Source organism: Ensifer sp. B1-9, assembly GCF_050474445.1.
Classification (GTDB): Bacteria; Pseudomonadota; Alphaproteobacteria; order Rhizobiales; family Rhizobiaceae; genus Ensifer.
In genome coordinates this window covers 353,048-376,414 of sequence record NZ_JBCHVG010000005.1, presented here as the reverse complement: position 1 = coordinate 376,414, position 23,367 = coordinate 353,048, and the positions used below count along the sequence as shown (strand labels likewise).

Here is a 23,367-nt window from a genome sequence, read left to right as displayed (position 1 = left end):
CATGGCGAAGAAGCTGGTAGCGTAGGCACCGAATGACAATTACGCACCTTTTGGTAACTATGGAAAATCCCGACAAGCCAGCGTCCGCGACCTCCGTCCCCGACGTCTTCGATCCGACCTGTTCGTCACGCCATGCGCTGGAACTGATCGCCGGAAAGTGGCCGATGCTGATCCTCTCGGCGCTCGAAGGCGGACCGATGCGCAATGCCGGGCTGATGCGAAGGCTCGGCGACATCTCGCAGAAGATGCTGACGCAGACGCTGAAGGAACTGGAGCGCAACGGCCTCGTCATCCGCGAGGACAAGAAGACCGTGCCGCCACACGTGGAATACAGCCTGAGCCCGCTCGGCCGCTCGCTCAGCGAAACCCTGCTGGTGCTCGACCGCTGGGCGGAGACGCATTTCGGCGCACTGGATGCGGCACGCGAGCGCTACGACGCCGAACGGAACCGGTGAGGATCAGGCGGCATCGAGTTGCGACTGGGCAACGACCTTGACCAGCCAATCGGCAAAAACGCGCAGGCGGCTGCTGAGGTGCCGGTTCGGCGGATAGACCAGATAGATTGGCATGGGTTCGACCTCCCAGTCCTGGAGAACCGGCCGCATGGCCCCGGACACCAGATCGTCGCGCACCATGAAGCGTGGCGCCTGGATGACACCCAGGCCAGCGCGTGCGGCGGCAAGATAGGTCGTCGTTTCATTGGCCGCCACCGCGTAGCGGCCATTCACCTCGATCTCCTCATTGCCGCGCTTGAAATAGAACGGCATCTGCTGCCCAGTTTGCGGCCGGAAGTAACCGACGACGTAGCAGTTCTTCGAGAGATCGGACGGGTGCTGCGGCATTGCGTGACGCTGGAGATAGTCCGGAGCGGCGCAGGCGACGAAGCTCATCTCGGTGATGCGGCGCGCGATCAGCGACTGGTCGGTGAGCGTGCCGACACGGATGGCGCAATCGACGTTCTCCGCGACGTAGTCGATGGTTCTGTCGGAAACGCCGAGATCGATCTGGATATCCGGATAGCGCTTATGGAACTCGGGCAAGGCCGGGATGACGATCAGATTGGCAATCGCGCTGGCCATTTCCACCCGCAAACGCCCCTTCGGCAAGGTCTGGGCGCTGGAAAGGCTGCCGTCGAGTTCGTCGAGATCGGTCAAAAGGCGTGCGGCGCGTTCGTAGTAGAGCGCACCATCGGGCGTTACCAGCACGCGGCGGGTGGTGCGGTTCAAAAGTTTTGTGCGCAGGTGCGCCTCCAATCCCTGAATGAGATTGGTGAGGGTCGCCTTGGGCATATTCAGCGAAGCGGAAGCGCGGGTGAAATTACCGGTTTCGACGACCCGGAGGAACGCGCGCATGGCCGTGAGCTGGTCCATTTTCAAGAGCCGTGATTGTTCGAGAATACGAATAGTGTAGTCAGTTTGAAAATACTATTCCAGACAGAAGACAATGTTATTCTCCTATCGTGGCGTGTTGCCGCCACATGTGGGTTGACCTCTGGCCGAAGGCAAGGGAGATGGGCGAACTGTTCAAAGTGGAGACGATGCGGACCGGCCAAGGCTGCTGCACGGCACGCGTCTACCGCGGCGAAGCTTTGCTCAATCCGCCACCGGTCGTGTTGCACCTGCACGGCGGCTCCTTCGTCGGCGGAACGATCGCCGCCGGCGAGCGCGTCGCCGAGGCGCTTGCGGCGGCTGGAGCGGTGGTGATCTCTCCGGAATATTCCGCGGCTTGCCTCAATCCATTTCCCGCGGCGCTCGATGTCGCCTACGCCATGCTGTCGTCGATGCGCTCGCGCTGCCCGCAGTTCGCGCACAAGAAGTCGTCGCTGTTCGTGGCCGGCGAAGAGGCAGGCGGCAATGTTGCCGCCGGCGCCGCGCTGATGGCGCGTGACCAGTATCTGACCGATCTCAAGGGCCAGATCCTGCTGTCGCCGATGCTCGACCCTTGCCTGGCAACGGAATCGTTCCGGCAGTACTGTCCGCAGTCCTCGGCGCAATCGATCGCCGATGGCTGGCAGCGTTACCTCGGGCAAAGCGGTGGCTTCACCCATCCTTACGCCGCGCCGGCCCACTGCACGCGGCTTGCCGGCCTCGTGCCTTCGCTGATCGTGACCAGCGAAGAGTGTCCGATGCGCGACGAGGCTGAGGCCTATGCCGAGCGTCTGCGCAAGGCAGGTGTGATGGTTGAGTCCCATGTCCTGCCCGGACGAGCCGGATGGCTGCCGCAGAATGCGGGTTCCGGCGAAGGCTGGTCGGCACAGCAGAAAGAGATTACCGGCATCTTCTCCCGCTTCTTCCAGAAGGCAGGGGCAAAGCCGGCGGAAATGACGGTGCGTTAGACGAGGGCGGCGGTCACCCAGCCCATTCCCTCGATCTGACGTCGAAAGCAAAGCGCCGGCTCCCAACCGGCAAGGAGAGAAAGATGACATCGACAGTGACCCGTCGGGCCCTCTGGGGCGCCGGCCTGAGTATCCTTTTGTCTGTCGCCGGCGGTGCTGCCGTCATGCTCGGCTTGCCGCAGCATTTCGAGGCCGACGCCGCCACCGAGACCGCCGCGGCGCCACCTCCGGCCGTGCCGGTTTCGGTGGCGCGGGCGCAGTCCAAGCGCATCACCACCTGGGAAGAATTCTCCGGCAGGCTCGAAGCGATCGAGCGCGTCGAGGTTCGCCCGCGTGTCGGCGGCGCCGTCCTCAAGGCGCACTTCCGCGAAGGCGCGCTCGTCAAACAGGGCGATCTTCTGGTGACGATCGATCCGGAGCCCTATGCGGCGGCCGTAGAACGGGCGAAGGCCCAGGTCGAAGCGGCCGAAGCGCGCGTCGCGCTTGCCAAGATCGAACTCGAGCGTGGCCGCAAGCTGGTGACCACCAGCGCCATTCCGCAGAGCGGCGTCGACCAGCGCGCCAGCGCCTATGACGAAGCCCAGGCAGAGGTACGCTCGGCCAAGGCGGCGCTACGCACCGCCGAACTCGATCTGCAATATACCGAGGTGCGCGCGCCGATCTCCGGCCGCGTCGGCCGGCTCGACGTCACCGCCGGCAACCTGGTCGCCGCCGGCTCCGCCTCGCCTGTGTTGACGACGCTCGTTTCGGTCGATCCGATCTATGCGAGCTTCAACGCCAGCGAAGAGGTGGTCACGACGGCACTCGCCAAGCTCGCGGCCTCGGCCGGCGGCAACGCGATCGAACGTCTTCCGGTCCAGGTCGGCACCGCCGCCGACGAGGGCACGCCGATCACGGGCCATATCCAGCTCATCAACAACGAGGTGGATGCGGCAACCGGCACGATCCGGGTGCGTGCGGCGCTCGAAAACGCCGACGGCAAGCTGATCCCAGGCCAGTTCGTCCGCATCCGCATCGGCGAGCCGGACCCCGAGGAAAAGCTCGTGATCAGCGACCGCGCCATCGGCTCCGACCAGGACAAGAAGTTCGTCTTCGTCGTCGGCACCGACAACAAGGTCGAGTATCGCCAGGTGAAGCTCGGGCCGAATTCCGACGGTCTGCGCATCGTCGAAAGCGGCCTGAAGTCCGGCGAGAACATCGTCGTCAACGGCCTGCAGCGGGTCCGCCCCGGCGTCGTCGTCGCGCCGCAGCAGGTCGAGGAAACGACCGCTTCGATCGCCAAGTAGATTAGTCGACCCTTCGTGCAGGCGAAGGGTCCGCCAGCCAAGGCATCACTCAGCAGACAGCGCCGCGCGGCGAGAATTTCGCCGCGCACGCTTGAGGTCTGCCCGAACTCGTCCCAAGGGGGATACCATGAACTTCTCACGCTTCTTCGTCGACCGCCCGGTCTTCGCGGGCGTCCTTTCGGTCCTGATCTTCGTGGCCGGTCTGATCGGCATGACCGGTCTGCCGATCTCCGAATATCCCGAAGTCGTTCCGCCGCAGATCGTCGTGCGCGCGCAATATCCGGGCGCCAACCCGGCGGTCATCGCCGAAACGGTGGCAACCCCGCTCGAAGAACAGATCAACGGCGTCGAAGGCATGCTCTACATGCAGAGCCAGGCGACCGCCGACGGCCTGATGACGCTCACCGTCACCTTCGAGCTCGGCACCGATCCGGACCAGGCCCAGCAGCTCGTGCAGAACCGCGTCTCGCAGGCTGAGCCGCGGCTGCCCGAGGAGGTGCGCCGCCTCGGCGTCACCACCGTCAAGAGCTCGCCCGACCTGACGCTGGTGGTGCACCTGATCTCGCCGAACGGGCAATATGACATCAATTATCTGCGCAACTACGGTGTGTTGAACGTCAAGGATCGGCTGGCCCGCATCGAAGGTGTCGGCCAGGTACAGATCTTCGGCGGCGGCGACTATTCGATGCGCGTCTGGATAGACCCGCAGAAGGCCGCCGAACGCGGCCTGGCGGCAAGCGACATCGCCAATGCGGTCCGCGGCCAGAACGTCCAGGCCGCGGCCGGTGTCATCGGCGCCTCGCCGTCCGTTCCCGGCCTCGACCTGCAGCTTTCCGTCAACGCGCAAGGCCGCCTGCAAACCCCTGAGGATTTCGCCAACATCGTCGTCAAGTCCGGCGCCAATGGTGAAGTCACCCGCCTCGGCGACGTCGCCCGCGTCGAGATGGGCGCCGCCGATTATTCGCTGCGCTCGCTGCTCGACAACAAGCCGGCCGTCGGCATGGGTATCTTCCAGGCACCGGGCTCGAATGCGATCCAGATCTCGGAAAACGTGCACAAGGCCATGGCCGAGCTGAAGCTCACCATGCCCGAGGGCGTCGACTACGAGATCGTCTACGACACCACCCAGTTCGTGCGCGCCTCGATCGAGTCGGTCATCCACACGCTGCTCGAGGCGATCGCCCTCGTCGTCATCGTCGTCATCGTCTTTCTGCAGACTTGGCGCGCCTCGATCATCCCGCTCGTCGCCGTGCCGGTCTCGATCGTCGGGACCTTCGCGGTGATGTATGTCTTCGGCTTCTCGATCAACGCGCTCAGCCTCTTCGGCCTGGTGTTGGCGATCGGCATCGTCGTCGACGACGCGATCGTGGTGGTGGAAAACGTCGAGCGCAACATTGAGCAGGGCCTGTCGCCGGTTCAGGCGACCTATCGCGCCATGCAGGAAGTCTCCGGTCCGATCATCGCCATCGCGCTGGTGCTCGTTGCCGTCTTCGTGCCGCTCGCCTTCATTACCGGCCTCACCGGCCAGTTCTACCGCCAGTTCGCACTGACGATCGCGATCTCGACCGTCATCTCGGCTCTCAACTCGCTGACGCTGTCTCCGGCGCTGGCTGCCCTTCTGCTCAGGGACCATCATGCGCCGAAGGATTGGCTAACGCGGGCGATGGACAAGCTCTTCGGCTGGTTCTTCCGCGGCTTCAACCGCTTCTTCGGAGCAAGCTCGGAAGCCTATGGCCGCGGCGTCGGCCGGATCCTGACGCGCAAGTCGCTGATCATGGTCGTCTATGTCGTGCTGCTCGGCGTCACCTTCACGCTGTTCCGCGCCATCCCCGGCGGCTTCGTGCCGGCCCAGGACAAGCAATACCTGATCGGTTTCGCCCAGCTTCCGGATGCCGCGACGCTCGACCGCTCGGAGGACGTGATCAAGCGCATGAGCGAGATCGCGCTGAAGCATCCGGGCGTCGAAAACGCTATCGCCTTCCCGGGCCTGTCGATCAACGGCTTCACCAACTCGTCGAACTCCGGCATCGTCTTCGTCGCCCTGAAACCCTTCGAGGAACGCAAGACGCCCGAACTGTCAGGCGGCGCGATCGCCATGCAGCTCAACCAGGAATTCGGCGCGATCCAGGATGCCTTCATCGCCATGTTCCCGCCGCCGCCCGTCCAGGGTCTCGGCACGACCGGCGGCTTCAAGCTGCAGATCGAGGACAAGAACGGTCTCGGCTACCAGGCACTCGACGAGGCGGCCAAGGCTTTCCTCGCCAAGGCCCACCAGACGCCGGAACTGGCCGGGCTCTATTCGAGCTACCAGATCAACGTGCCGCAGCTCTATGCCGACCTCGACCGCGTCAAGGCGCGCCAGCTCGGCGTGGCCGTCACCGACGTCTTCGAGACCCTGCAGATCTACCTGGGCTCGCTCTACGTCAACGACTTCAACGCCTTCGGCCGCACCTACAGCGTGCGCATCCAGGCGGACGCCAACTACCGCAGCCATGCCGACGACATCGGCAAGCTGAAGGTGCGTTCGCAGTCCGGCGAGATGATCCCGCTGTCGGCGCTCTTGAAGGTCGAGCAGACGGTCGGCGCCGAGCGGGCGATCCGCTACAACGGCTTCCTGTCCGCCGACATCAACGGCGGCCCGGCACCGGGCTTCTCCTCCGGCCAGGCACAGGCTGCCATCGAGAAGATCGCCGCCGAAACCCTGCCGCCGGGCATCGGCTTCGAATGGACCGACCTTACCTACCAGCAGATCCTGGCGGGCAACTCCGGCATCCTGGTCTTTCCGCTGGCGCTGCTGCTCGTCTATCTCGTGCTCGCTGCCCAGTATGAAAGCCTGACGCTGCCGATCTCGATCATCCTGATCGTGCCGATGGGCATCATGGCGGCGCTGATAGGGGTCTGGCTGACGGGCGGCGACAACAACGTCTTCACCCAGATCGGTCTGATCGTGCTGGTCGGCCTGTCGGCGAAGAACGCTATCCTGATCGTCGAGTTCGCCCGCGAACTGGAACTGTCCGGCAGCACGCCGGTCAAGGCTGCGATCGAGGCGAGCCGGCTGCGTCTCCGCCCGATCCTGATGACCTCGATGGCCTTCATCATGGGCGTGGTGCCGCTGGTGACATCCACCGGCGCCGGTGCGGAAATGCGCTCGGCCATGGGTGTCGCGGTCTTTGCCGGCATGATCGGCGTCACCGCCTTCGGCATCTTCATGACCCCGGTCTTCTACGTGCTGATCCGCAAGCTCACCGGCGAGCGGCCGCTGAAGCACGCCGGAGCCCATATCGAAGCGCCGCATCTCGCGCCCGGCGAGTAAGGCTCCTTCCCTCCTTTCGCGATCTTCAGGCGGGCCGGATCACTCCGGCCCGTCGAAGCTGCGGCGCCGCGCCTCCGCCCAGGCGCGGCGCCGTTTTGCGTCCTGCGTGACGGTTCCTATCCCACGTGACAGTTCCTTGGCGATCGGATAAACCAGCAGCCTCCATTCCATTGGCCCAGCGGCCATGCAGACGGCATAGCGTTAGATGACCCCCACCGATCCGATCGCCAACCTCGCCACCCTCATTCGCTGCCCCTCGGTCACCCCGGCCGAAGGCGGAGCGCTTTCCGCCCTCGAAGCCATGCTGAGGCCGCTCGGCTTTGCGATCGATCGCGTCGTGGCGAAGGACGTCGGCACGCCCGATATCGAAAACCTCTATGCGCGGCTCGGAACCGAGGGTCCGCACCTGATGTTCGCCGGCCATACGGATGTGGTTCCGGTCGGCGACGAAGCCGCCTGGAGCCACGGACCATTCTCGGCCGAGATCGCCGGCGGCGAAATGTACGGCCGCGGCGCCGTCGACATGAAGGGCGGCATCGCCTGCTTTGTCGCTGCGATCGCCCGCCACATCGAAAAGCATGGGTTCCCGAAGGGCTCGGTCTCCTTCCTCATCACCGGCGACGAAGAAGGCCCGGCGATCAACGGCACCACCAAGCTGTTGCAATGGGCGGCTGACAAGGGCGAGCGCTGGGATGCCTGCCTCGTCGGCGAACCGACCAACCCGGAGAGCCTCGGCGACATGATCAAGATCGGCCGGCGCGGCTCGCTCTCCGGCCGCATCACCGTCAACGGCGTGCAGGGACATGCCGCCTATCCGCACCTCGCCGACAATCCGGTGCGCGGTATCCTGCAACTGACGCAGGCGCTGATGGATCCGCCCTTCGACAACGGCACCGAGAGTTTTCAGGCATCGAACCTGGAGGTGACGACGATCGACGTCGGCAATAGCGCGGTCAACGTCATTCCGGCCAAGGCCACTGCCGCCTTCAACATCCGCTTCAACGACACCTGGACGGCCGAAAGTCTGATGGCGGAGATCATCGCCCGGCTCGATCGCGCTGCCGCTGCCGGCAGCCTGCGCCCGGATCGTGCACCCGTCCGCTACGAGATCACCTGGGCCGAGAGGCCGAGCCACGTGTTCCTGACGCGCAACAACGCATTGATCGATTCGCTTTCCGGTGCGGTCGAGGCGGTCACCGGCCGGCAGCCGAAGCTGTCGACGACAGGTGGTACCTCGGATGCGCGCTTCATCAAGGACTATTGCCCGGTGGTCGAATTCGGTCTGGTCGGCCAGACCATGCACATGGTCGACGAGCGCGTCGCCGTCGCCGACCTGGAGACTTTGACCAATATCTACGAGACCTTCATCTATAGCTGGTTCGGTCATGCCGCTGCTTGACGAGGTGCTTGCCTATATCAAGGGCCTCTGGCTCTTGACGCAGGGCAACGAGGAAGGTTTCCGCTGGCTCGACTTCAGCGAGAGCGGCCTCTGGCGATCCTTCACGTCGATGCTCTGGTGCCTGCCGGCGATCGCCGTCACCTGGGCGTCCTGGCGGCTCTATTATCTCTCGGCGATGCCCGCCGGCACGACCATTGGCGCCGGCTTTATCTTCAAGCTGCTCGTCGTCGATCTCGTCAGTTGGCTGCTGCCGCTGGTGCTGATCGCCATTTTGTCGCGTCCGCTTGGTTTTGCCGGGGCCGTCGTGCCGATCGTCGTCACCACCAACTGGCTCTCCGTGCCGCTTTCCTACGCGATGGCGACGCCGGCGGCGATACGGCTCACCATTCCCGGCAGCCAGGGCCTGACGAGCCTGATCTGGCTGACACTGCTCGTCGTCAGCGTCGCCGTGCTCTTCCGGCTTCTGCGCATGGTGACGGGCAACCAGACCCTGCTGGCCTCGGCGCTGACCGCCCTCTTCCTGCTGCCCTCGATGATGATCGGCGATCTCTTGCAGCGCTTCTTCGGCCTGATCCCGAGCTAGAGTTTCGGGATCAGTAATCCACCTGAAGGAAATAAAGCCCCTCGGGCGGGGCTACGGGGCCGCAGGCCTTGCGGTCGCGCGCTTCGAGCGCCGCCTGCAGGTCGTCCGGCGTCCACTTGCCCTCGCCCACCAGCTTCAGCGAACCGGCAAAGGAGCGGATCTGGTTGTGCAGGAAGCTCTGCGCCGTCGCGCGGATCTCGATGACGCCGCCGACGAGCGCGACGTCGAGCCGGTCGAGCGTGCGCATCGGGCTCGTCGCCTGGCAATGAGCGGAGCGGAAGGTGGTGAAATCGTGATGACCGACGAGGCGCTGCGCGCCTTCGTGCATCGCCGCGTGGTCGAGCGGCTTCGGCACCCACCAGGCCCGCTTGGCTTCGAGCGCCAACGGCGCCGGCCGTGAAATGATCCGGTAGAGATAGTGTCGGCGCAGCGCCGAGAAGCGCGCGTCGAACTCCGGCGACACCTCTTCGGCTTCCAGGATCGCCACCCGCTCGCCGGCAAGCCCCAGATGCGCGTTCAGCGCGTTGCGCAGCGTATAGGGTTTCCATGGCCGCGTGAGATCGGCGTGCATGACCTGGCCGCTGGCGTGCACGCCGGAATCGGTACGGCCCGCACCGCGGATCGAGACGGTCTCGCCGGTCAAGGACAGGATCGCCTTTTCGATCGCCCCCTGCACGGATTGGCCGTTGTCCTGCCGCTGCCAGCCGACATAGTCCGAGCCGTCATATTCGACGGTCAGCTTGAACCGTGGCATCAGCCGACCCTCGTACCGGCGGCCACCGGCGTGCCACGCAGGAAGTCGGCGGCGCCGAGCGCCTTGCCACCGGCGCGCTGCAGGCGCGTAAGCCGCACCGCACCTTCGCCGCAGGCGATCGTGAGGTTGTCGTCGAGCACCGTGCCGGGCTCGCCGGAGCCTGAGGCCGGTTCGGAGTTCAGCACCTTGATGCGTTCCGGCTTGCCGGCAATCTCGAGCTCGAACCAGGCGCCCGGGAAGGGCGACAGGCCGCGGATATGGTCGTGCACCTCGCGGGCGGGACGGGCGAAGTCGATGCGGGTTTCCACCTTGCTGATCTTTTGGGCGTAGACGACGCCTTTTTCGGCCTGCTCCGTCAGCGGCAGATCGCCGGCCGCGAGCTTCGCCATCGCCTCCCGCATCAGGGTAGCGCCGACCTGCATCAGCCGATCGTGCAGCTCGCCCGCCGTCATCGTCTCGCCGATCTGGACGGCCTTGGTCAGCGCGACCGGGCCGGTATCCAGCCCCTTGTCCATCTTCATCACCATCATGCCGGTCTCGTGATCGCCGGCCATGATGGCACGCTGGATGGGCGCCGCACCCCGCCAGCGCGGCAGAAGGGAGGCGTGGCCGTTGTAGCAGCCGTATTTGGTGCCGGTGAGAATCGCCTCCGGCAGAAGCAGGCCATAGGCGACGACGACGGCGACATCGGCCTCGAAGTCGCGGAAGGTCTGGCGATCGGCCTCGTCTTTGAAGTTGACCGGCGTCAGCACGCGAACGCCCAGAAGCTCCGCCGCCTGGTGTACCGGCGATTTCTGCAAATCGAGCCCGCGGCGGCCGCCCGGTCGCGGCGGCTGCGTGTAGACGGCGACGATCTCATGGCCGGCTTCGGCGAGCGCTGCCAGCGTCGGCACCGAAAATTCCGGCGTGCCCATGAAGATGATGCGAAGCGACAAGGCGGTGAACTCCGTCCTCTCAGTTCAAATTGCGCAATTCCGGACGGAAAACCGTTTCACACTTTTCCTGGAATTGCTCCAGAGATTCAGGCCTCTTCAAACGGGTTTCCCGCCCGCAAATCAAGCCCTCGGCGCGATATGTCTCGGCCGCTTTCCGTTCGGCGGCTCAGATCGCCTTCGCGCCGCGGGTCTTGGCGGCCTTGGTAAACTTGCGGATCACCATGTCGCGCTTGAGCTTGGAAATATGATCGATGAACAGCACGCCGTTCAGGTGATCGATCTCGTGCTGCAGGCAGGTGGCGAGCAGGCCATCGGCCTCGATCGTCTGCTCCTTGCCGTCACGGTCGAGATGCTTGACGGTGATCGAAGCCGGGCGCTCGACCTCGGCGTAATAATCCGGGATCGACAGGCAGCCTTCCTCGTAAACCGAGCGCGCATCGGACGAAGCGACGATCTCGGGGTTGATGAAGACCAACGGGGACTTCTCCTCACCCTCCTTCGATACGTCGAGCACCAGCATGCGCTTTGCGACGCCGATCTGGATCGCGGCAAGGCCGATACCAGGGGCGTCGTACATGGTTTCGAGCATGTCATCGGCCAGGCGGCGGATGTCCGCGTCGATGGTTTCGATCGGCGTGGAAACCTGCCGAAGCACAGGATCGGGAAGAATGATAAGCGGCTTGATCGTCATGCTGCTCCCATAGCCGATCTTTCCATCGGCGCGCAAGGAAATTGCCTTGCTGCCTGCGCCACCCGCTCGCGCTTCGCTTGACGTTAACCGCCCCATGCAAATGTTCTCGTTTTGATCTACACTTCACGAGAGAATCTGTTAGGTTTGGCGTATGGAACCTGCGCCCCTCCCCCTTGCCCAACCGCTATTTTTCGTCGGCTCCCTGCCTGTCACGCTGGGCCATCTCGCGATTGCCGCCGGGCTTGTGGTCGTCGTCGCCGGCCTGATGGCCCTTGCGCGGCGCCGGGACACCCGCGACGAGGAGCGCCAGGAACAGATGGCGATGCTGCTTGCGGCGCAAACGGAGATGCAAGGGCGGGTCGCCGCCATGGCCGAGGTTTTCGGCGCCCGGCAGGCGGAGCTCAACCAGACGCTCAGCCAGCGCATCGACGGTATGACCCACCGCATCGGCGCATCGATCACCGAGCAGACGAAGGCGACACACGAGAATCTCAGGCGGCTTCAGGAGCGGCTGGCGGTCATCGACACCGCCCAGAACAATATCCAGTCGCTGGCCAAGGACATGGCCGGATTGCAGGCGATTCTGTCGAACAAGCAGACGCGCGGCGCCTTTGGCCAATCGCGCATGGAAGCGATCATCGCCGACGGGCTGCCCATGGGCGCTTTTGAGTTCCAGACGACGTTGTCCAACGGCGCGCGGCCCGACTGCACCATCCGCATGCCGAATGGCCAGCCACCGCTCGTCATCGACGCTAAGTTTCCGCTGGAAGCCTGGAATGCAATGCGTGATGCAGAAACCCCGGAGCGTCGCCAGCAGATCGCCCAGCTCTTTCGCCGCGACATGGAAACGCATGTACGCGATATAGCCAGCAAATATCTGATATCAGGAGAAACGCAGGACACCGCCTTTCTCTTCGTGCCGTCGGAATCGATCTTCGCCGAGATCCACGAGCATTTCGAAGCGATCGTACAGAAGGCGCATCGCCAGCGGGTCGTCATCGTCTCGCCATCGCTGCTGCTGCTCTCGATCCAGGTGATCCAGGCGATCCTCAAGGATGCGCGCATGCGTGAGCAGGCGCATCTGATCCAGGGCGAAGTCGCCAGGTTGATGGAAGATCTGAGCCGCCTTGACGAGCGCGTGCGCAAGCTTCAGGGCCACTTCGCCATGAGCCAGAAGGATGTTGAGGATATCCTGGTTTCCTCCGGCAAGTTGACCCGCCGCGGCGCCAAAATCGAGGCGCTTGAGCTCGAGGCCGAGGGCGGCACGCGAGAAGCAAGCGATCAGCGCGCCGCTGTCGACAACCGCGTCGGGCAATTGCGTCTGCGGGTGGTTGACGAGGACTGACGCAGTCGGGCACTCTCCGGCCACTTTGCCAGCCAACAGGATGTTCACATGATCACTGTTTTTGGGTCCATCAACATGGACCTGATCGCCACCACCGCACGCCTTCCAAAGCCCGGCGAGACCGTCGCCGGAACAGGCTTCTCGACCGCCGCCGGCGGCAAGGGCGCCAATCAGGCGCTTGCCGCACGACGCGCAGGCGCGACGGTGCAGATGGCGGGCGCAGTTGGCGCCGACAGTTTCGCCGACGGTGCGCTGGAACTCCTGAAGGGCGCCGGCACCGATCTGTCGCTGACCAAGACGGTAAACGAGCCGACCGGCACCGCGCACATCCTCGTCGGTGGCGACGGTGAAAACGTCATCGTCGTCGTCGCCAGCGCCAATGCGACCGTCGACGAGGCCGATGCGGTGAAGGCCGTCGACGGCATGACGCCTCGCGACACGCTGATGCTGCAGCTCGAGATCCCGGCCGCCTCGGTCGAGAAGGCGCTCACCGCAGCGAAACAGAAGGGCGTGCGTTCGGTCATCAACATCGCCCCGCTGACGCCGGAGGCAGCGCGCCTCGGCCGCATGGCCGATATCGTGATTGCCAACGAGACCGAGTTCGAACTGCTCGCCGGCAGGAGCGGTATCAGCGCTGCCGAGCGCGAGGAGGCGATGAAAGCACTTCATGCCGAAACGGGGCAGACGGTCATCGTCACGCTCGGCGCCGAGGGCGTCGTGGCCGTACATGAGGGTGAGATCCAGCGAGCCAAGGGCCTGAAGATCGAACCGGTCGACACGGTCGGCGCCGGCGACACCTTCTGCGGCTACCTCGCCGCCAGCCTCGATGCCGGCATCGCCTTCCCCGACGCGCTGCGCCGTGCGGCCGTTGCCGGTTCGCTCGCCTGCCTGAAACGCGGCGCACAGCCCTCGATCCCGCTTGCTTCGGAAGTGGCGGCGCGCCTCTAGTTCGCAATAGGTTTGAGCCGGACCGGCCAAACACGCAAACCGACGCTCGCAAAATGGAGCCGAGTGCGGGCGGAAATCTGCCCGCGCTTTTTCTTTACCGTGCTCTCACGTTACGTTGTTTCACCCCTCGAAATTACCGCTTGCGCAATTCGGACAGCCGATGTCGCGGAGATAAAACTTCGCGCGCAATTTTATCAAAGCAACACGTAAAACAACGTCCGCGTTGGCCCTATCTTAAGATTCTCCAGTCTATTCAGGACCCTGAGAGAGCCGGCTCGAAAGACCCGGTCGCCTCCAACATGCCGGTCGGCATCTGACGCTCCATGATGGAGTTCACCCCCATTGCGAAATGCGTCCGCCGCAGGTGAAGGCCTGCGGACCTCCCAGCACGTGAGGATTTCATGTTCAAGTTCCAAGCCAAATCGCTGGCGACCAAACTGATCGCGGTGACAGGCGGCACGATCGCACTTGTCCTGCTCGCCTCGAATTTCGTTCTCATCTCCCAGACCCAGGATCGCGTCGAAACGCTGGTCCTCGAACAGGCGAGCGGTGAAGCCCGGGCAATCGCCTCGGACATCGCCGGCGACGTCGGCGAGCTTGCCAGCGCTGCCCGCTCGATGGCCGGCATCCTCGGCCGCGCGCATGCCGAAAAGTCGCTGGAGCGTACCGGGGTGATCAACATCCTCAGGGCGAACCTGGAGCAGAACCCCTTCGCCTTTGGAAGCTGGTTCGCGGAGGAGCCCAAGGCCTTTGACGGTCGCCAGGAGGACGTCGTCAACAACAAGGAACTCGGCGGCAACGACCAGGGCATCTTCACGCCCTACTGGTCGAAGAGCCGCACCAATGAAATCCAATACTCCACCTTCGGCGCCGATTACGCGGCCGAGTGGTACAAGCTCGCGGCTAAGAGCGGCAAGGGCGCGATCACCCAGCCCTACACCGCACAGGACACCGACGTTCCGACCGCGATGAGCTCGATCGCCTACCCGGTCATGTCCGGCGGCAAGCTTCTCGGGGTCACCGGCGTCGACATTTCGCTCGCCTCGCTGGCCGACGGCCTCGCGAAGCTGAAGCCCTTCGAAACCGGCCGCGTCTACCTTCTGTCGCAGAGCGGCAAATGGCTGGTCGCGCCGATCCCCGAACTCCTGCTCAAGCAGTATGACGGCGAGGGCAACGACGTCGTCACGAACGCGCTCGCCTCGGGCAAGCCCGGCATCATCTCCAACCTTACCTATGATGGCAACGAGCCCTTCGACCGTCTCGTCTATCCGTTCGCCCTGTCTGGCGTGAACACCAACTGGGTCGTGCTCGTGGACGTGCCGCGCTCGGCGATCAATGCGCCGGTCAAGGACCAGACCTATATGATGATCGTCGGCGGCCTCGTCGTGCTCGGCGCCGTGCTTCTCGGTCTCTATCTCGCCGTCCGCGGCTTCGTGCAGAAGCCCCTCGCCGCGCTCGTCAAGGATGTGAACAGCCTCAGCCACGGCGATTATGGCAAGGCAATCACCGGCCAGGATCGCTCCGACGAAACCGGCGAAGTTGCCAAGGCGCTCGAAGGTTTCCGCCACCAGCTCGCCGATACCAAGCGCCTCGAAGGCGAAGCCCGCCACGAGCGCGAACAGGCCGAGCACGAACGCAACCGCTCGGAAACCGAGCGCGCCGAAAGCAGCGCGCTGCAGCGCGACATCGTCGCCCGGCTCGGCAAGGGCCTGTCGCACCTCTCCTCCGGCGATCTCGCCTTCCGCATCACCGACGAGTTTCCGGGAGAATACGCCCAGCTCAAGCGCGACTTCAACGCGACGATGGAAAGCCTCGAAGAGACGATCCGCACCGTCAACCACTCGGTCGTCAATATCGGCAACGGTACGAGCGAAATCAGCAGCGCCGCCAACGACCTTTCGCACCGCACCGAACAGCAGGCCGCAAGCCTCGAAGAAACCGCGGCAGCCCTCGACGAGCTAACGTCGCAGGTCAATGCCAGCGCCGAAAACGCCAAGGTTGCCGCCAAGTCGGTGGAAGTCGCCAGCGGCGACGCCGAACAGTCCGGCGAAGTGGTGCAGAAGGCGATTGCCGCCATGCAGGGCATCGAGCAGTCCTCGCACGAGGTCAGCCGTATCATCGGCGTCATCGACGAGATCGCCTTCCAGACCAACCTCCTGGCGCTGAATGCCGGCGTCGAAGCGGCCCGCGCCGGCGAGGCCGGCAAGGGTTTTGCCGTCGTCGCCCAGGAAGTACGCGAGCTCGCCCAGCGTTCCGCCAATGCCGCCAAGGAGATCAAGACGCTGATCAATACCTCGGCCGGCCAGGTGCGCGAAGGCGTCGAGCTCGTCGGCAAGGCGGGCGGCGCGCTCGAGAAGATCGCCGAGCAGGTGGTGCAGATCAACGGCCTCATCCGTCAGATCTCGAGCTCGGCCTCCGAGCAGGCCGTCGGCCTCAAGGAGATCAATTCGGCCGTCAACCAGATGGATCAGGTGACCCAGCAGAACGCAGCCATGGTCGAAGAGACGACGGCCGCCGGCATGGCGCTCAACGAAGAGGCGCGCACGCTCAACGCGCTGGTTGCCCGCTTCCGCGTCGCCCAGTCCCCGGCATCGGCCCAGCCCTCGTCCTCCGAGATGCTGCGCGGCACGGCCGAGCGCATGCGTGCGGCCGAACGTCCGGCTTCCGCGCCTGTCCGCGAGACGCGGCCGGCCCCGACAGGCCCGGCACGAAGCAGCTACTCGGCTTCGACACAGCGGGTGCTCACCCAGACCTCGGGCGCCAACGCCCTTGCCCAGGATAACTGGGAAGAGTTCTGATCAACAGATCGGACCAAACGAAAACGGCGCCTCCCGGGGCGCCGTTTGTGCTTCGAGCATAGTGATCGAACCCAGGCTCAAATGCGCGCCAGGCGCTCGGTCAAGAGATCGAAGAAGCCCTGGTCGTCGACGAAGCGCATGACCTTGGCATTGTGCGGCCGGCCGGTGACCTGCCACCAGTCGACAACGGTCATGCCCGCCGTCAGCGGCGATTTGGTTTCAATCTCGACGTTGCAATCCCGGCCGGTGAAGAGCTCCGGCCGCAGCAGATAGGCAATGACCGTCGGGTCGTGCAGCGGGCCGCCATCGGTGCCGTATTTCTCGATGTCGAAGCGCTCGAAGAATTCGAGCATTTCGGCCATGGCGATCGCCGGGCGGCTGCCGATGTCGCGGATCTTCTGCACGCGCGCCTTGTGCGTGAGCACGCGGTGGGTGACGTCGAGCGGCATCATCACGATCGGAATGCCCGAGCGGAAGACGATGTCGGCGGCTTCCGGATCGACATAGATGTTGAACTCGGCCGCCGGGGTGATGTTGCCACCCTCGAAGAAGCCGCCGCCCATCATCACCAGTTCCTTGACCCGCGGCGCGATCTCAGGCGCCTTCTGAAGCGCAAGCGCAATGTTGGTGAGCGGCCCCAGCGTGCAGAGCGTCACCGTGCCCTCCGCCTCGTTGCGGAGCGTCTCGACGATGAAGTCAACCGCGTGCTGCTCCTCGAGCTTCATCTTGGGCTCGTCGAGCGTCGGGCCGTCGAGGCCGGTCTTGCCGTGCACATGCTCGGCGGTTACCAGCGCGCGGGCGATCGGCTTGTCGGCACCGGAGAAAACCCGGACCTTCGGCCGGTCGCAGAGCTCGCAGAGAATGCGCGCGTTGCGGGCCGTCAAGGCCAGCGGCACGTTGCCGGCAACGGTGGTGATGCCGAGCAGGTCGATCTCTTCCGGGCTGCCGAAGGCGAGCATGATGGCGGCGGCATCGTCCTGCCCGGGATCGGTGTCTATGATTATCTTTCTCGGCGCGGGCACTCTTTCGTCCTCCCTGGATCACGTTCGTTTGTTCGATCTGGCCCAAAGCCGACAGCGCCGCGCGTCCGATCAGACGCGCAAAGGCCGCTGTCGCACTTTGAAGTGCTGCATGTTCCGATAAAGGGAACATGCAGTGAGCGCGATCGATTTCAATGTACCGGAGCGGAAACGAGGCAACGTCTGCGGCGCGCTGCTCGCCTCACTCTTGGATTCTGCGAGAGCGGACTATGATTTGCGTGCACGTCGGAGGCAAGCGGCTTGCACTCGTTGCGCACAGCTACCATATTGCGGCGAGGATGCTGCTGGGCAGGTCCGAACAACGGTCGCTTGATCTCGCAAGGACTTGAGGAATGAGCCGAATTACGCCCTTTACGAGCCCGCTGCTGCTGGGTTTCGACACGATGGAAAAGACCCTTGAGCGGATCGCCAAGGGCAATGACGGATACCCGCCGTACAATATCGAGCGCATCCGCGGCGATGCAGCCGTTGACGCTCCGGAGCGTCTCAGGATCACGCTCGCTGTGGCCGGGTTCTCCGAAGAAGACCTCGAAGTCACCACCGAAGAGAACCAGCTCGTCATTCGCGGCCGCCAGGTCGATAACGGCGATCGCGACTATCTGCACCGCGGCATCGCTGCGCGCCAGTTCCAACGTACCTTCGTTCTGGCAGACGGCATGAAAGTGCTCGGCGCCGAGCTGCGCAACGGCCTGCTCTCCGTCGACCTCGTCCGTCCCGAACCGGTACGTATGGTAAAGAAAATTAACATTTCAGTCCCAGAGTAGGATAACCGGCGGGATTTCCCCCTGGCCGGCGACCACGGAGTATCACCATGGGACTGAAAGCCATCAGCTCGTCACTGTCGAAAAACGACCTCGCACATCTCGGCGAAGGCGAAATCGGCTACATCCGGAAAATGCGTTCGGAAGAAGTCTCGCGCTGCTTCCCCGAAGCGCCCGAGATGGGACCGGGCATCGATCTCTGGGCCCTGTTCGGCGCCGACGGCACGCCGATCCTCCTGACCGACAATCGCTCCAGCACGTTCTTCAAGGCTGCCGAGGATGACCTGAAGACGGTCACCCTGCATTGACCTCGCGCCCGTCTTTGACGGTGCGCCCCGATCGAACGGGATGACGACTCCGCTCTCGTGACCCCGCAATTCCGGACGGAAAACCGCTTCGCACTTTTCCTGGAATTTGCTTTCCAGTGCCCCGCAATTCCGGACGGAAAACCGCTTCGCACTTTTCCTGGAATTTGCTTTAGACGCGGCGGAAAGTGAGATAGGCGGAACTGCGCCCTTCCCGGCGTGCCTTGGCCTCGTAGCGTGTGCTCGGCCACCCCTCGTACGGCGTCAGCCAGTCGGCTGCCTTCTCCGCCGTCCATTCGAAGGCCGCGTGATCGCGGCAATGCAGCAGCGTCCAATTGACATAGGTGTCGATATCCGAGGCGAAGCAGAACAGCCCGCCCGGCTTCAGCACGCGCGCAAACCGGTCGAGATTGACCTTGGAGACGAAGCGGCGCTTCCAATGTTTGCGCTTGGGCCACGGGTCCGGATAGAGCAGGTCGATCTGGTCGACGGATGCGGCCGGCAGCCAGTCGAGAACCTGCGTGGCGTCGTCGTCATAGAGACGAATGTTGCTGACGCCGCGATCCTCGATGTGGCCGACGAGTTTGGCCATGGAATTGACGAAGGGTTCGACACCGATGAAACCGGTCGACGGCGCCTCGGCGGCGCGGTGAATCAGGTGTTCGCCACCGCCAAAGCCGATTTCCAGCCGGATACGTTCGACATCCCCGGGAAACAGCGTCTTCAGTTCCGCCGGAGCCGCACTCGAAAGATCGAGCTTCAGCGTCGGCAGCACGGTTTCCAGATGCGCCGCCTGCCGCTCGCGCAACGGCTTGCCCTTGCGGCGGCCGAAGAAGGCCTCGGTTGCTCTGGCGCGGCGCGGTTCAGTCATGTCGTTTGTCCCTTGGTCACGCTGATCCGGGTCAAGGGACCCGGAATCAAAATGAACGAAGCGGGCGCTCCTTGCCGGAGCGCCCGCCCTGAATATCGCAAGCGCCTGATAGCAGGCGGCTGCGCTATCTTCAATGCACGGCGCTAAAGCGCCGCACCAATCGCACGCTTAGGCAGCGACCCGGCCGTTGACCGCGCCGCTCTGCTCGATCGCCGCCTTCAGCGGCTTGACCAGATCGAGCTTCTCCCAGGAGAAGGAACCATCGCGACCGGCCTTGCGGCCGAAGTGACCGTAGGCGGACGTCTTGGCATAGATCGGCTTGTTGAGGTCCAGATGACGGCGGATGCCCGACGGCGACAGGTCCATCGTCTTGCGGATCGCCTGTTCGACCTGGTCTTCCGAGACCTTGCCGGTGCCGTGCAGGTCGACATAGATCGACAGCGGCTGGGCAACGCCGATGGCGTAGGAGAGCTGGATCGTGCAACGGTCCGAAAGGCCGGCAGCAACGACGTTTTTCGCCAGGTAGCGTGCTGCATAGGCGGCCGAACGGTCGACCTTGGTCGTGTCCTTGCCCGAGAATGCGCCACCGCCGTGCGGTGCTGCACCACCGTAGGTGTCGACGATGATCTTGCGGCCGGTGAGGCCGGCATCGCCGTCCGGGCCGCCGATGACGAACTTGCCGGTCGGGTTGATGTACCAGGTGCAATCGTCGGCGATCTTCAGATCGTCAAGCGCTTCGCGGATATAGGGCTCGACGACCGAGCGAACCTTGGCCGAATCCCAGGTGTCATCGAGGTGCTGCGTCGACAGAACGATCGAGGTAACTTCCGTCGGCTTGCCGTCGACATAGCGCACGGTGACCTGGCTCTTGGCGTCCGGGCCGAGCTTCGCGACTTCGCCCTCGCCCTTCTTGCGGGCGGCGGCGAGCAGATTGAGGATCCGGTGCGAGTAGTAGATCGGCGCCGGCATGAGTTCTGCGGTTTCGCGGCAGGCGTAGCCGAACATGATGCCCTGGTCGCCGGCACCTTCTTCACCCTGCTTGTCGGCAGCGCTGTCGACGCCCTGGGCGATATGCGCGGACTGGAAGTGCAGAAGCACGTCGATCTTGGCCGTCTTCCAGTGGAAGCCGTCCTGCTCATAGCCGATCTCGCGGATCGCCTTGCGGGCGGCGGACTTGAACTTCGAGGGGTTGATGACGTCGTTGCCGTCCTTGTCCTTCTTCAGAAGGCTCGGCGGCAGGCGCACTTCGCCGGCGATGACGACGCGATTGGTGGTCGCCAGGGTTTCGCAGGCGATGCGAACGCCCCACGGGTCGACACCGGTCTTGGCCGCTTCGCGGTAGACCAGATCCACGATCTCGTCGGAGATACGGTCACACACCTTGTCCGGATGACCTTCGGCTACGGATTCACTCGTGAACAGGTAGTTTGCACGCATGCGGGAAGTCCCCTCAATGAAGAAAAGCGCTGGCATGGTGTTAGTGGTTTTGCGTCCGAAAAACAAGCGCACAACGACATAAATATATCTTTATATCATCATCGGCGCCAATCACTTTGAGGCGCACGGGAAAAAGCGCGCATGAAAAAAGCGGCACAAAAGGCCGCTTTGTTTTCAAGTCCCGACGGGAACGTTGGAACTATTCGCTTTCCGCTTCCGCAGCGAGCGCCTTGACGAGATCGACGAGGCGGCGACGAACCTTCGGGTCCGTGATCTTGACGAAGGCACGGTTGAGTTGCAGCCCCTCGGAGGACGAAAGGAAATCCACAACGTAGTTGGAGCTGGAGGCTTCCGCCATGCCTGACTGGCCGCTGGTGCCTTCTCCCGGCGCATCTTCGAAGAAGAAGGAAACCGGTACGTTCAGAATGCCCGAAATGTTCTGCAGCCGGCTGGCGCCGACGCGGTTCGTGCCCTTCTCGTACTTCTGAATCTGCTGAAAGGTGATCCCCAGACTTTCGCCGAGCTTCTCCTGGCTCATGCCAAGCATCGTGCGGCGAAGACGAATCCGACTACCGACATGGATGTCGATCGGGTTCGGCTTCTTTTTGTTTTCGATCATAATCTGCGTTCCCAAACACGCTGTTTCGTTGATCCATCGCCTGACACGCGGGCAACGCTCACCGGAGCAGCCGCCACGGTGATTAGTGCAAAGCCGCCACAACAAGGACGATGGTGCGGATCACTATGCAATTTTAGGGGTTTTAGGTCAATTCTTCCTAATATTAAAACCAAAACGCGAAAACACTGCAACCAGAAGGAGGAAGAGTGCAGTCAGCCAGAAGATTCGGCTTCGCATAGCGTCGTCCAAAAGCGTAGGCATCTTTCCCGGCAGAAGTGTGTCGACCACTCCCCTATAATTGTAAGACAATCCTACCATTAAAACCCCACGTGCATCAACAATTGCTGATATACCGCTATTGGCTGCGCGGATAAGGGGGGTTCCGGTCTCGACGGCGCGTAGCTGCGCCTGATGGAAATGCTGGCGCGGACCGGGCGTATCGCCGAACCAGGCATCGTTGGTGATGTTGAGAAGCGCATCCGTTCCGCGGGCGGCGCCGTCGATTTCGTCGGGGAAGATCGCCTCGTAGCAGACCAGCGGGTAGAGTGTCTTGCCGCCGGGCAGCGTCAGCAGCGAGCGGTTCTTTGCAGCCGAGAAGCCGCCGGGCATCGAAGCGGCGACGGAACTCAAGCCCCAGGAGGACAGCACCTCCTCGAATGGCAGATATTCGCCAAACGGGACGAGATGCACCTTGTCGGCCGCACCAACGATCTGGCCGCGACCGTCGATGACATAGATCGAGTTGTAATAGCGCGGCGGCAGTCCGGAGCCCGCATCCTCGGCGCGCACGGCACCGGCGATCAGGATCTGATCGTCGTCGAGCACCTCGGCGATGCGCGCCAGGGCGTCCGGATTGTCGGTGAGGATGAAGGGGATCGATGTCTCGGGCCAGACGACGATGTCCGGTCGCTTGCCGCCGTTTTCGGGCGCGGCGGCGGTGAGCGAAAGATGCTCCTCGAAGACCGTCGCACGCTCGCGGTCGTCGAGCTTTTTCGCCTGGTCGATCACCGGCTGGACGAGACGGACCGTCAGCGCCGGTTCGGGCACGGCCGGGGCCGGCTGCGCCAGGCGATAGAAGCCGAAGCCTACGTGAGCCGTCAGGAGGACGAGCGCTGCCGCCAGCCCGATCCGGCTCCCCCGGCCGGTGGCGATGAGCGCGGGCGCCGCGAAGACGAAGACCGCCAGCATGTTGATGGTCGCCAGGTTGACGACACTTGCCGACTGCATCATCAGCGGCATCGGCGTTGCCGCGTAGCCGATGGCATTCCAGGGAAAGCCGGTGAAGAGGAAGCTGCGCAGCCACTCGCAAAGACCGAAGGCCAGCGCCAGCGCCGCGATCCGCCCCACTCCGTCGGACCAGAACAGGCGGGCGATCAGCGTCGCAAGCGCATAGAAGAGCGCCAGGAAGGCCGGAAGACCGACGACGGCGAGCGGCAACGCCCAGGCGAATTCGTCGGCTTCCACCAGGAGCGCGTTGCCGAGCCACCAGAGGCCGCCGAGGAAGTAGCCGAAACCGAACCACCAGCCGATCGCCGCCGCCGGCCAGAGCCGCCTGACGATGCCTCCATCCGGATTTCCGGTCGCGCCGTCGAGCAGCCAGACGAGGATGGGGAAAGCAACGAAAGCGAAGGCGAAGATGCCGAAGGGCGGCTGCGCCAGAACCGCGAGAAGCCCTGCGAAGAACGCGAGCAATGCCCTGGGGAGCCCGGAGAGAAGCATCACCCTGCCAGCCAGTCTTACCATGCAGCCTCCCCTCGATTCCGGCCGCCCGACACGGCGCCGGAGCGAAACAACAACCGAATCAATCGGCGCCAGTCTTCCAAAAAACGGGCTGCTTGTCCCCGTCAGGGGCGGAATTGGGTGCGGAAGGCATGCCTTGCGGTTCGGTCGGCAATAGGCGACGGGACCTCACGAACCTTGCTCAAGCCGGGAGAGGTCAAGCGGATG

The 23,367-nt window shown here is 63.8% G+C and carries 20 protein-coding genes; 11 read left to right on the top strand and 9 right to left on the bottom strand.

Features of this window, described 5'->3' with window-relative positions:
- The first annotated feature begins 32 nt into the window (after positions 1-32).
- Positions 33-455 carry a winged helix-turn-helix transcriptional regulator gene (locus tag ACQ5BM_RS11770; protein ID WP_429811070.1) on the top strand — a complete coding sequence of 141 codons (423 nt, stop codon included), beginning with the start codon at positions 33-35 and terminating at the stop codon, positions 453-455.
- Positions 456-458: 3 nt separating this feature from the next.
- Here the strand turns inward: ACQ5BM_RS11770 and ACQ5BM_RS11765 are convergent, their stop codons facing one another.
- A complete protein-coding gene (locus tag ACQ5BM_RS11765; RefSeq protein ID WP_429811068.1) occupies positions 459-1,370 on the bottom strand; it encodes a LysR substrate-binding domain-containing protein in 912 nt (303 codons plus the stop codon).
- A 140-nt stretch (positions 1,371-1,510) separates the two neighbouring features.
- Between ACQ5BM_RS11765 and ACQ5BM_RS11760 the strand changes: the two genes are divergently transcribed.
- The 5 genes from ACQ5BM_RS11760 (at position 1,511) to ACQ5BM_RS11740 (ending at position 8,916) form a co-directional block, all read left to right on the top strand.
- On the top strand, positions 1,511-2,335 hold the full coding sequence (locus tag ACQ5BM_RS11760; RefSeq protein WP_429811066.1) for an alpha/beta hydrolase fold domain-containing protein: 825 nt from the start codon (positions 1,511-1,513) through the stop codon (positions 2,333-2,335).
- A gap of 83 nt (positions 2,336-2,418) precedes the next feature.
- The gene (locus ACQ5BM_RS11755) at positions 2,419-3,621 is read left to right on the top strand and encodes an efflux RND transporter periplasmic adaptor subunit (protein ID WP_429811064.1); all 1,203 of its coding nucleotides are present in this window, start codon (positions 2,419-2,421) and stop codon (positions 3,619-3,621) included.
- A 127-nt stretch (positions 3,622-3,748) separates the two neighbouring features.
- On the top strand, positions 3,749-6,934 hold the full coding sequence (locus ACQ5BM_RS11750; protein WP_429811062.1) for an efflux RND transporter permease subunit: 3,186 nt from the start codon (positions 3,749-3,751) through the stop codon (positions 6,932-6,934).
- 205 nt (positions 6,935-7,139) lie between these two features.
- Entirely contained in the window at positions 7,140-8,333 is a 1,194-nt protein-coding gene (gene dapE, locus ACQ5BM_RS11745) for a succinyl-diaminopimelate desuccinylase (RefSeq protein ID WP_429811060.1), read from the top strand.
- The gene (locus ACQ5BM_RS11740) at positions 8,320-8,916 is read left to right on the top strand and encodes a hypothetical protein (RefSeq protein ID WP_429811058.1); all 597 of its coding nucleotides are present in this window, start codon (positions 8,320-8,322) and stop codon (positions 8,914-8,916) included. Before dapE ends, ACQ5BM_RS11740 begins: the two co-directional genes overlap by 14 nt.
- A gap of 10 nt (positions 8,917-8,926) precedes the next feature.
- Here ACQ5BM_RS11740 and truA read toward each other — a convergent pair whose 3' ends face one another.
- The 3 genes from truA to def form a co-directional block, all read right to left on the bottom strand.
- The gene (truA, locus tag ACQ5BM_RS11735) at positions 8,927-9,670 is read right to left on the bottom strand and encodes a tRNA pseudouridine(38-40) synthase TruA (protein WP_429811057.1); all 744 of its coding nucleotides are present in this window, start codon (positions 9,668-9,670) and stop codon (positions 8,927-8,929) included.
- Complete coding sequence (gene fmt / locus ACQ5BM_RS11730) at positions 9,670-10,605, bottom strand: methionyl-tRNA formyltransferase (RefSeq protein WP_429811055.1); 936 nt, start codon at positions 10,603-10,605, stop codon at positions 9,670-9,672. The genes truA and fmt overlap by 1 nt, the downstream gene beginning before the upstream one ends.
- A 166-nt stretch (positions 10,606-10,771) precedes the next feature.
- Entirely contained in the window at positions 10,772-11,296 is a 525-nt protein-coding gene (gene def, locus ACQ5BM_RS11725) for a peptide deformylase (RefSeq protein WP_429811054.1), read from the bottom strand.
- A 151-nt stretch (positions 11,297-11,447) separates the two neighbouring features.
- Here def and ACQ5BM_RS11720 point away from each other — a divergent pair, with 151 nt between their 5' ends.
- The 3 genes from ACQ5BM_RS11720 to ACQ5BM_RS11710 all read left to right on the top strand — a co-directional run bounded on the left by ACQ5BM_RS11720 (position 11,448) and on the right by ACQ5BM_RS11710 (position 16,387).
- Complete coding sequence (locus ACQ5BM_RS11720; RefSeq protein ID WP_429811052.1) at positions 11,448-12,641, top strand: DNA recombination protein RmuC; 1,194 nt, start codon at positions 11,448-11,450, stop codon at positions 12,639-12,641.
- Between the two features lie 48 nt (positions 12,642-12,689).
- Positions 12,690-13,589 carry a ribokinase gene (locus ACQ5BM_RS11715; protein WP_429811050.1) on the top strand — a complete coding sequence of 300 codons (900 nt, stop codon included), beginning with the start codon at positions 12,690-12,692 and terminating at the stop codon, positions 13,587-13,589.
- Positions 13,590-13,990: 401 nt separating this feature from the next.
- Positions 13,991-16,387, top strand: a complete 2,397-nt coding sequence (locus ACQ5BM_RS11710) for a methyl-accepting chemotaxis protein (RefSeq protein ID WP_429811048.1) — start codon at positions 13,991-13,993, stop codon at positions 16,385-16,387.
- A 77-nt stretch (positions 16,388-16,464) separates the two neighbouring features.
- Here ACQ5BM_RS11710 and ACQ5BM_RS11705 read toward each other — a convergent pair whose 3' ends face one another.
- Positions 16,465-17,409 carry a nucleoside hydrolase gene (locus tag ACQ5BM_RS11705; RefSeq protein ID WP_429811046.1) on the bottom strand — a complete coding sequence of 315 codons (945 nt, stop codon included), beginning with the start codon at positions 17,407-17,409 and terminating at the stop codon, positions 16,465-16,467.
- A gap of 350 nt (positions 17,410-17,759) precedes the next feature.
- Between ACQ5BM_RS11705 and ACQ5BM_RS11700 the strand changes: the two genes are divergently transcribed.
- Together ACQ5BM_RS11700 and ACQ5BM_RS11695 are read left to right on the top strand one after the other, a co-directional pair.
- Positions 17,760-18,191: an Hsp20 family protein gene (locus ACQ5BM_RS11700; RefSeq protein WP_173515367.1), complete on the top strand. Its 432-nt coding sequence runs from the start codon at positions 17,760-17,762 to the stop codon at positions 18,189-18,191.
- A 47-nt stretch (positions 18,192-18,238) separates the two neighbouring features.
- Complete coding sequence (locus tag ACQ5BM_RS11695; protein ID WP_336173194.1) at positions 18,239-18,496, top strand: DUF1150 family protein; 258 nt, start codon at positions 18,239-18,241, stop codon at positions 18,494-18,496.
- 169 nt (positions 18,497-18,665) lie between these two features.
- Here the strand turns inward: ACQ5BM_RS11695 and trmB are convergent, their stop codons facing one another.
- The 4 genes from trmB to lnt form a co-directional block, all read right to left on the bottom strand.
- A complete protein-coding gene (trmB, locus tag ACQ5BM_RS11690) occupies positions 18,666-19,364 on the bottom strand; it encodes a tRNA (guanosine(46)-N7)-methyltransferase TrmB (RefSeq protein WP_429811044.1) in 699 nt (232 codons plus the stop codon).
- A gap of 168 nt (positions 19,365-19,532) precedes the next feature.
- Positions 19,533-20,801 (bottom strand): methionine adenosyltransferase, encoded by a 1,269-nt coding sequence (metK, locus tag ACQ5BM_RS11685; RefSeq protein WP_429811042.1) that lies wholly within the window; start codon positions 20,799-20,801, stop codon positions 19,533-19,535.
- A 199-nt stretch (positions 20,802-21,000) separates the two neighbouring features.
- The gene (locus tag ACQ5BM_RS11680) at positions 21,001-21,420 is read right to left on the bottom strand and encodes a helix-turn-helix domain-containing protein (RefSeq protein WP_429811040.1); all 420 of its coding nucleotides are present in this window, start codon (positions 21,418-21,420) and stop codon (positions 21,001-21,003) included.
- Positions 21,421-21,567: 147 nt separating this feature from the next.
- Positions 21,568-23,163 carry an apolipoprotein N-acyltransferase gene (lnt, locus tag ACQ5BM_RS11675; protein ID WP_429811038.1) on the bottom strand — a complete coding sequence of 532 codons (1,596 nt, stop codon included), beginning with the start codon at positions 23,161-23,163 and terminating at the stop codon, positions 21,568-21,570.
- Positions 23,164-23,367: the final 204 nt, after the last annotated feature.

Excerpts from the sequence above, each read along its gene's own strand:
- ACQ5BM_RS11710 (WP_429811048.1), top strand. The coding sequence starts at position 13,991 with ATGTTCAAGTTCCAAGCCAAATCGCTGGCGACCAAACTGATCGCGGTG.
- ACQ5BM_RS11680 (WP_429811040.1), bottom strand. The coding sequence starts at position 21,420 with ATGATCGAAAACAAAAAGAAGCCGAACCCGATCGACATCCATGTCGGT.
- ACQ5BM_RS11740 (WP_429811058.1), top strand. The coding sequence starts at position 8,320 with ATGCCGCTGCTTGACGAGGTGCTTGCCTATATCAAGGGCCTCTGGCTC.
- lnt (WP_429811038.1), bottom strand. The coding sequence starts at position 23,163 with ATGGTAAGACTGGCTGGCAGGGTGATGCTTCTCTCCGGGCTCCCCAGG.
- ACQ5BM_RS11765 (WP_429811068.1), bottom strand. The coding sequence starts at position 1,370 with ATGGACCAGCTCACGGCCATGCGCGCGTTCCTCCGGGTCGTCGAAACC.
- ACQ5BM_RS11720 (WP_429811052.1), top strand. The coding sequence starts at position 11,448 with ATGGAACCTGCGCCCCTCCCCCTTGCCCAACCGCTATTTTTCGTCGGC.
- ACQ5BM_RS11695 (WP_336173194.1), top strand. The coding sequence starts at position 18,239 with ATGGGACTGAAAGCCATCAGCTCGTCACTGTCGAAAAACGACCTCGCA.
- trmB (WP_429811044.1), bottom strand. The coding sequence starts at position 19,364 with ATGACTGAACCGCGCCGCGCCAGAGCAACCGAGGCCTTCTTCGGCCGC.
- ACQ5BM_RS11700 (WP_173515367.1), top strand. The coding sequence starts at position 17,760 with ATGAGCCGAATTACGCCCTTTACGAGCCCGCTGCTGCTGGGTTTCGAC.
- ACQ5BM_RS11770 (WP_429811070.1), top strand. The coding sequence starts at position 33 with ATGACAATTACGCACCTTTTGGTAACTATGGAAAATCCCGACAAGCCA.
- metK (WP_429811042.1), bottom strand. The coding sequence starts at position 20,801 with ATGCGTGCAAACTACCTGTTCACGAGTGAATCCGTAGCCGAAGGTCAT.
- ACQ5BM_RS11750 (WP_429811062.1), top strand. The coding sequence starts at position 3,749 with ATGAACTTCTCACGCTTCTTCGTCGACCGCCCGGTCTTCGCGGGCGTC.
- def (WP_429811054.1), bottom strand. The coding sequence starts at position 11,296 with ATGACGATCAAGCCGCTTATCATTCTTCCCGATCCTGTGCTTCGGCAG.
- ACQ5BM_RS11760 (WP_429811066.1), top strand. The coding sequence starts at position 1,511 with ATGGGCGAACTGTTCAAAGTGGAGACGATGCGGACCGGCCAAGGCTGC.
- dapE (WP_429811060.1), top strand. The coding sequence starts at position 7,140 with ATGACCCCCACCGATCCGATCGCCAACCTCGCCACCCTCATTCGCTGC.
- ACQ5BM_RS11755 (WP_429811064.1), top strand. The coding sequence starts at position 2,419 with ATGACATCGACAGTGACCCGTCGGGCCCTCTGGGGCGCCGGCCTGAGT.
- ACQ5BM_RS11715 (WP_429811050.1), top strand. The coding sequence starts at position 12,690 with ATGATCACTGTTTTTGGGTCCATCAACATGGACCTGATCGCCACCACC.
- truA (WP_429811057.1), bottom strand. The coding sequence starts at position 9,670 with ATGCCACGGTTCAAGCTGACCGTCGAATATGACGGCTCGGACTATGTC.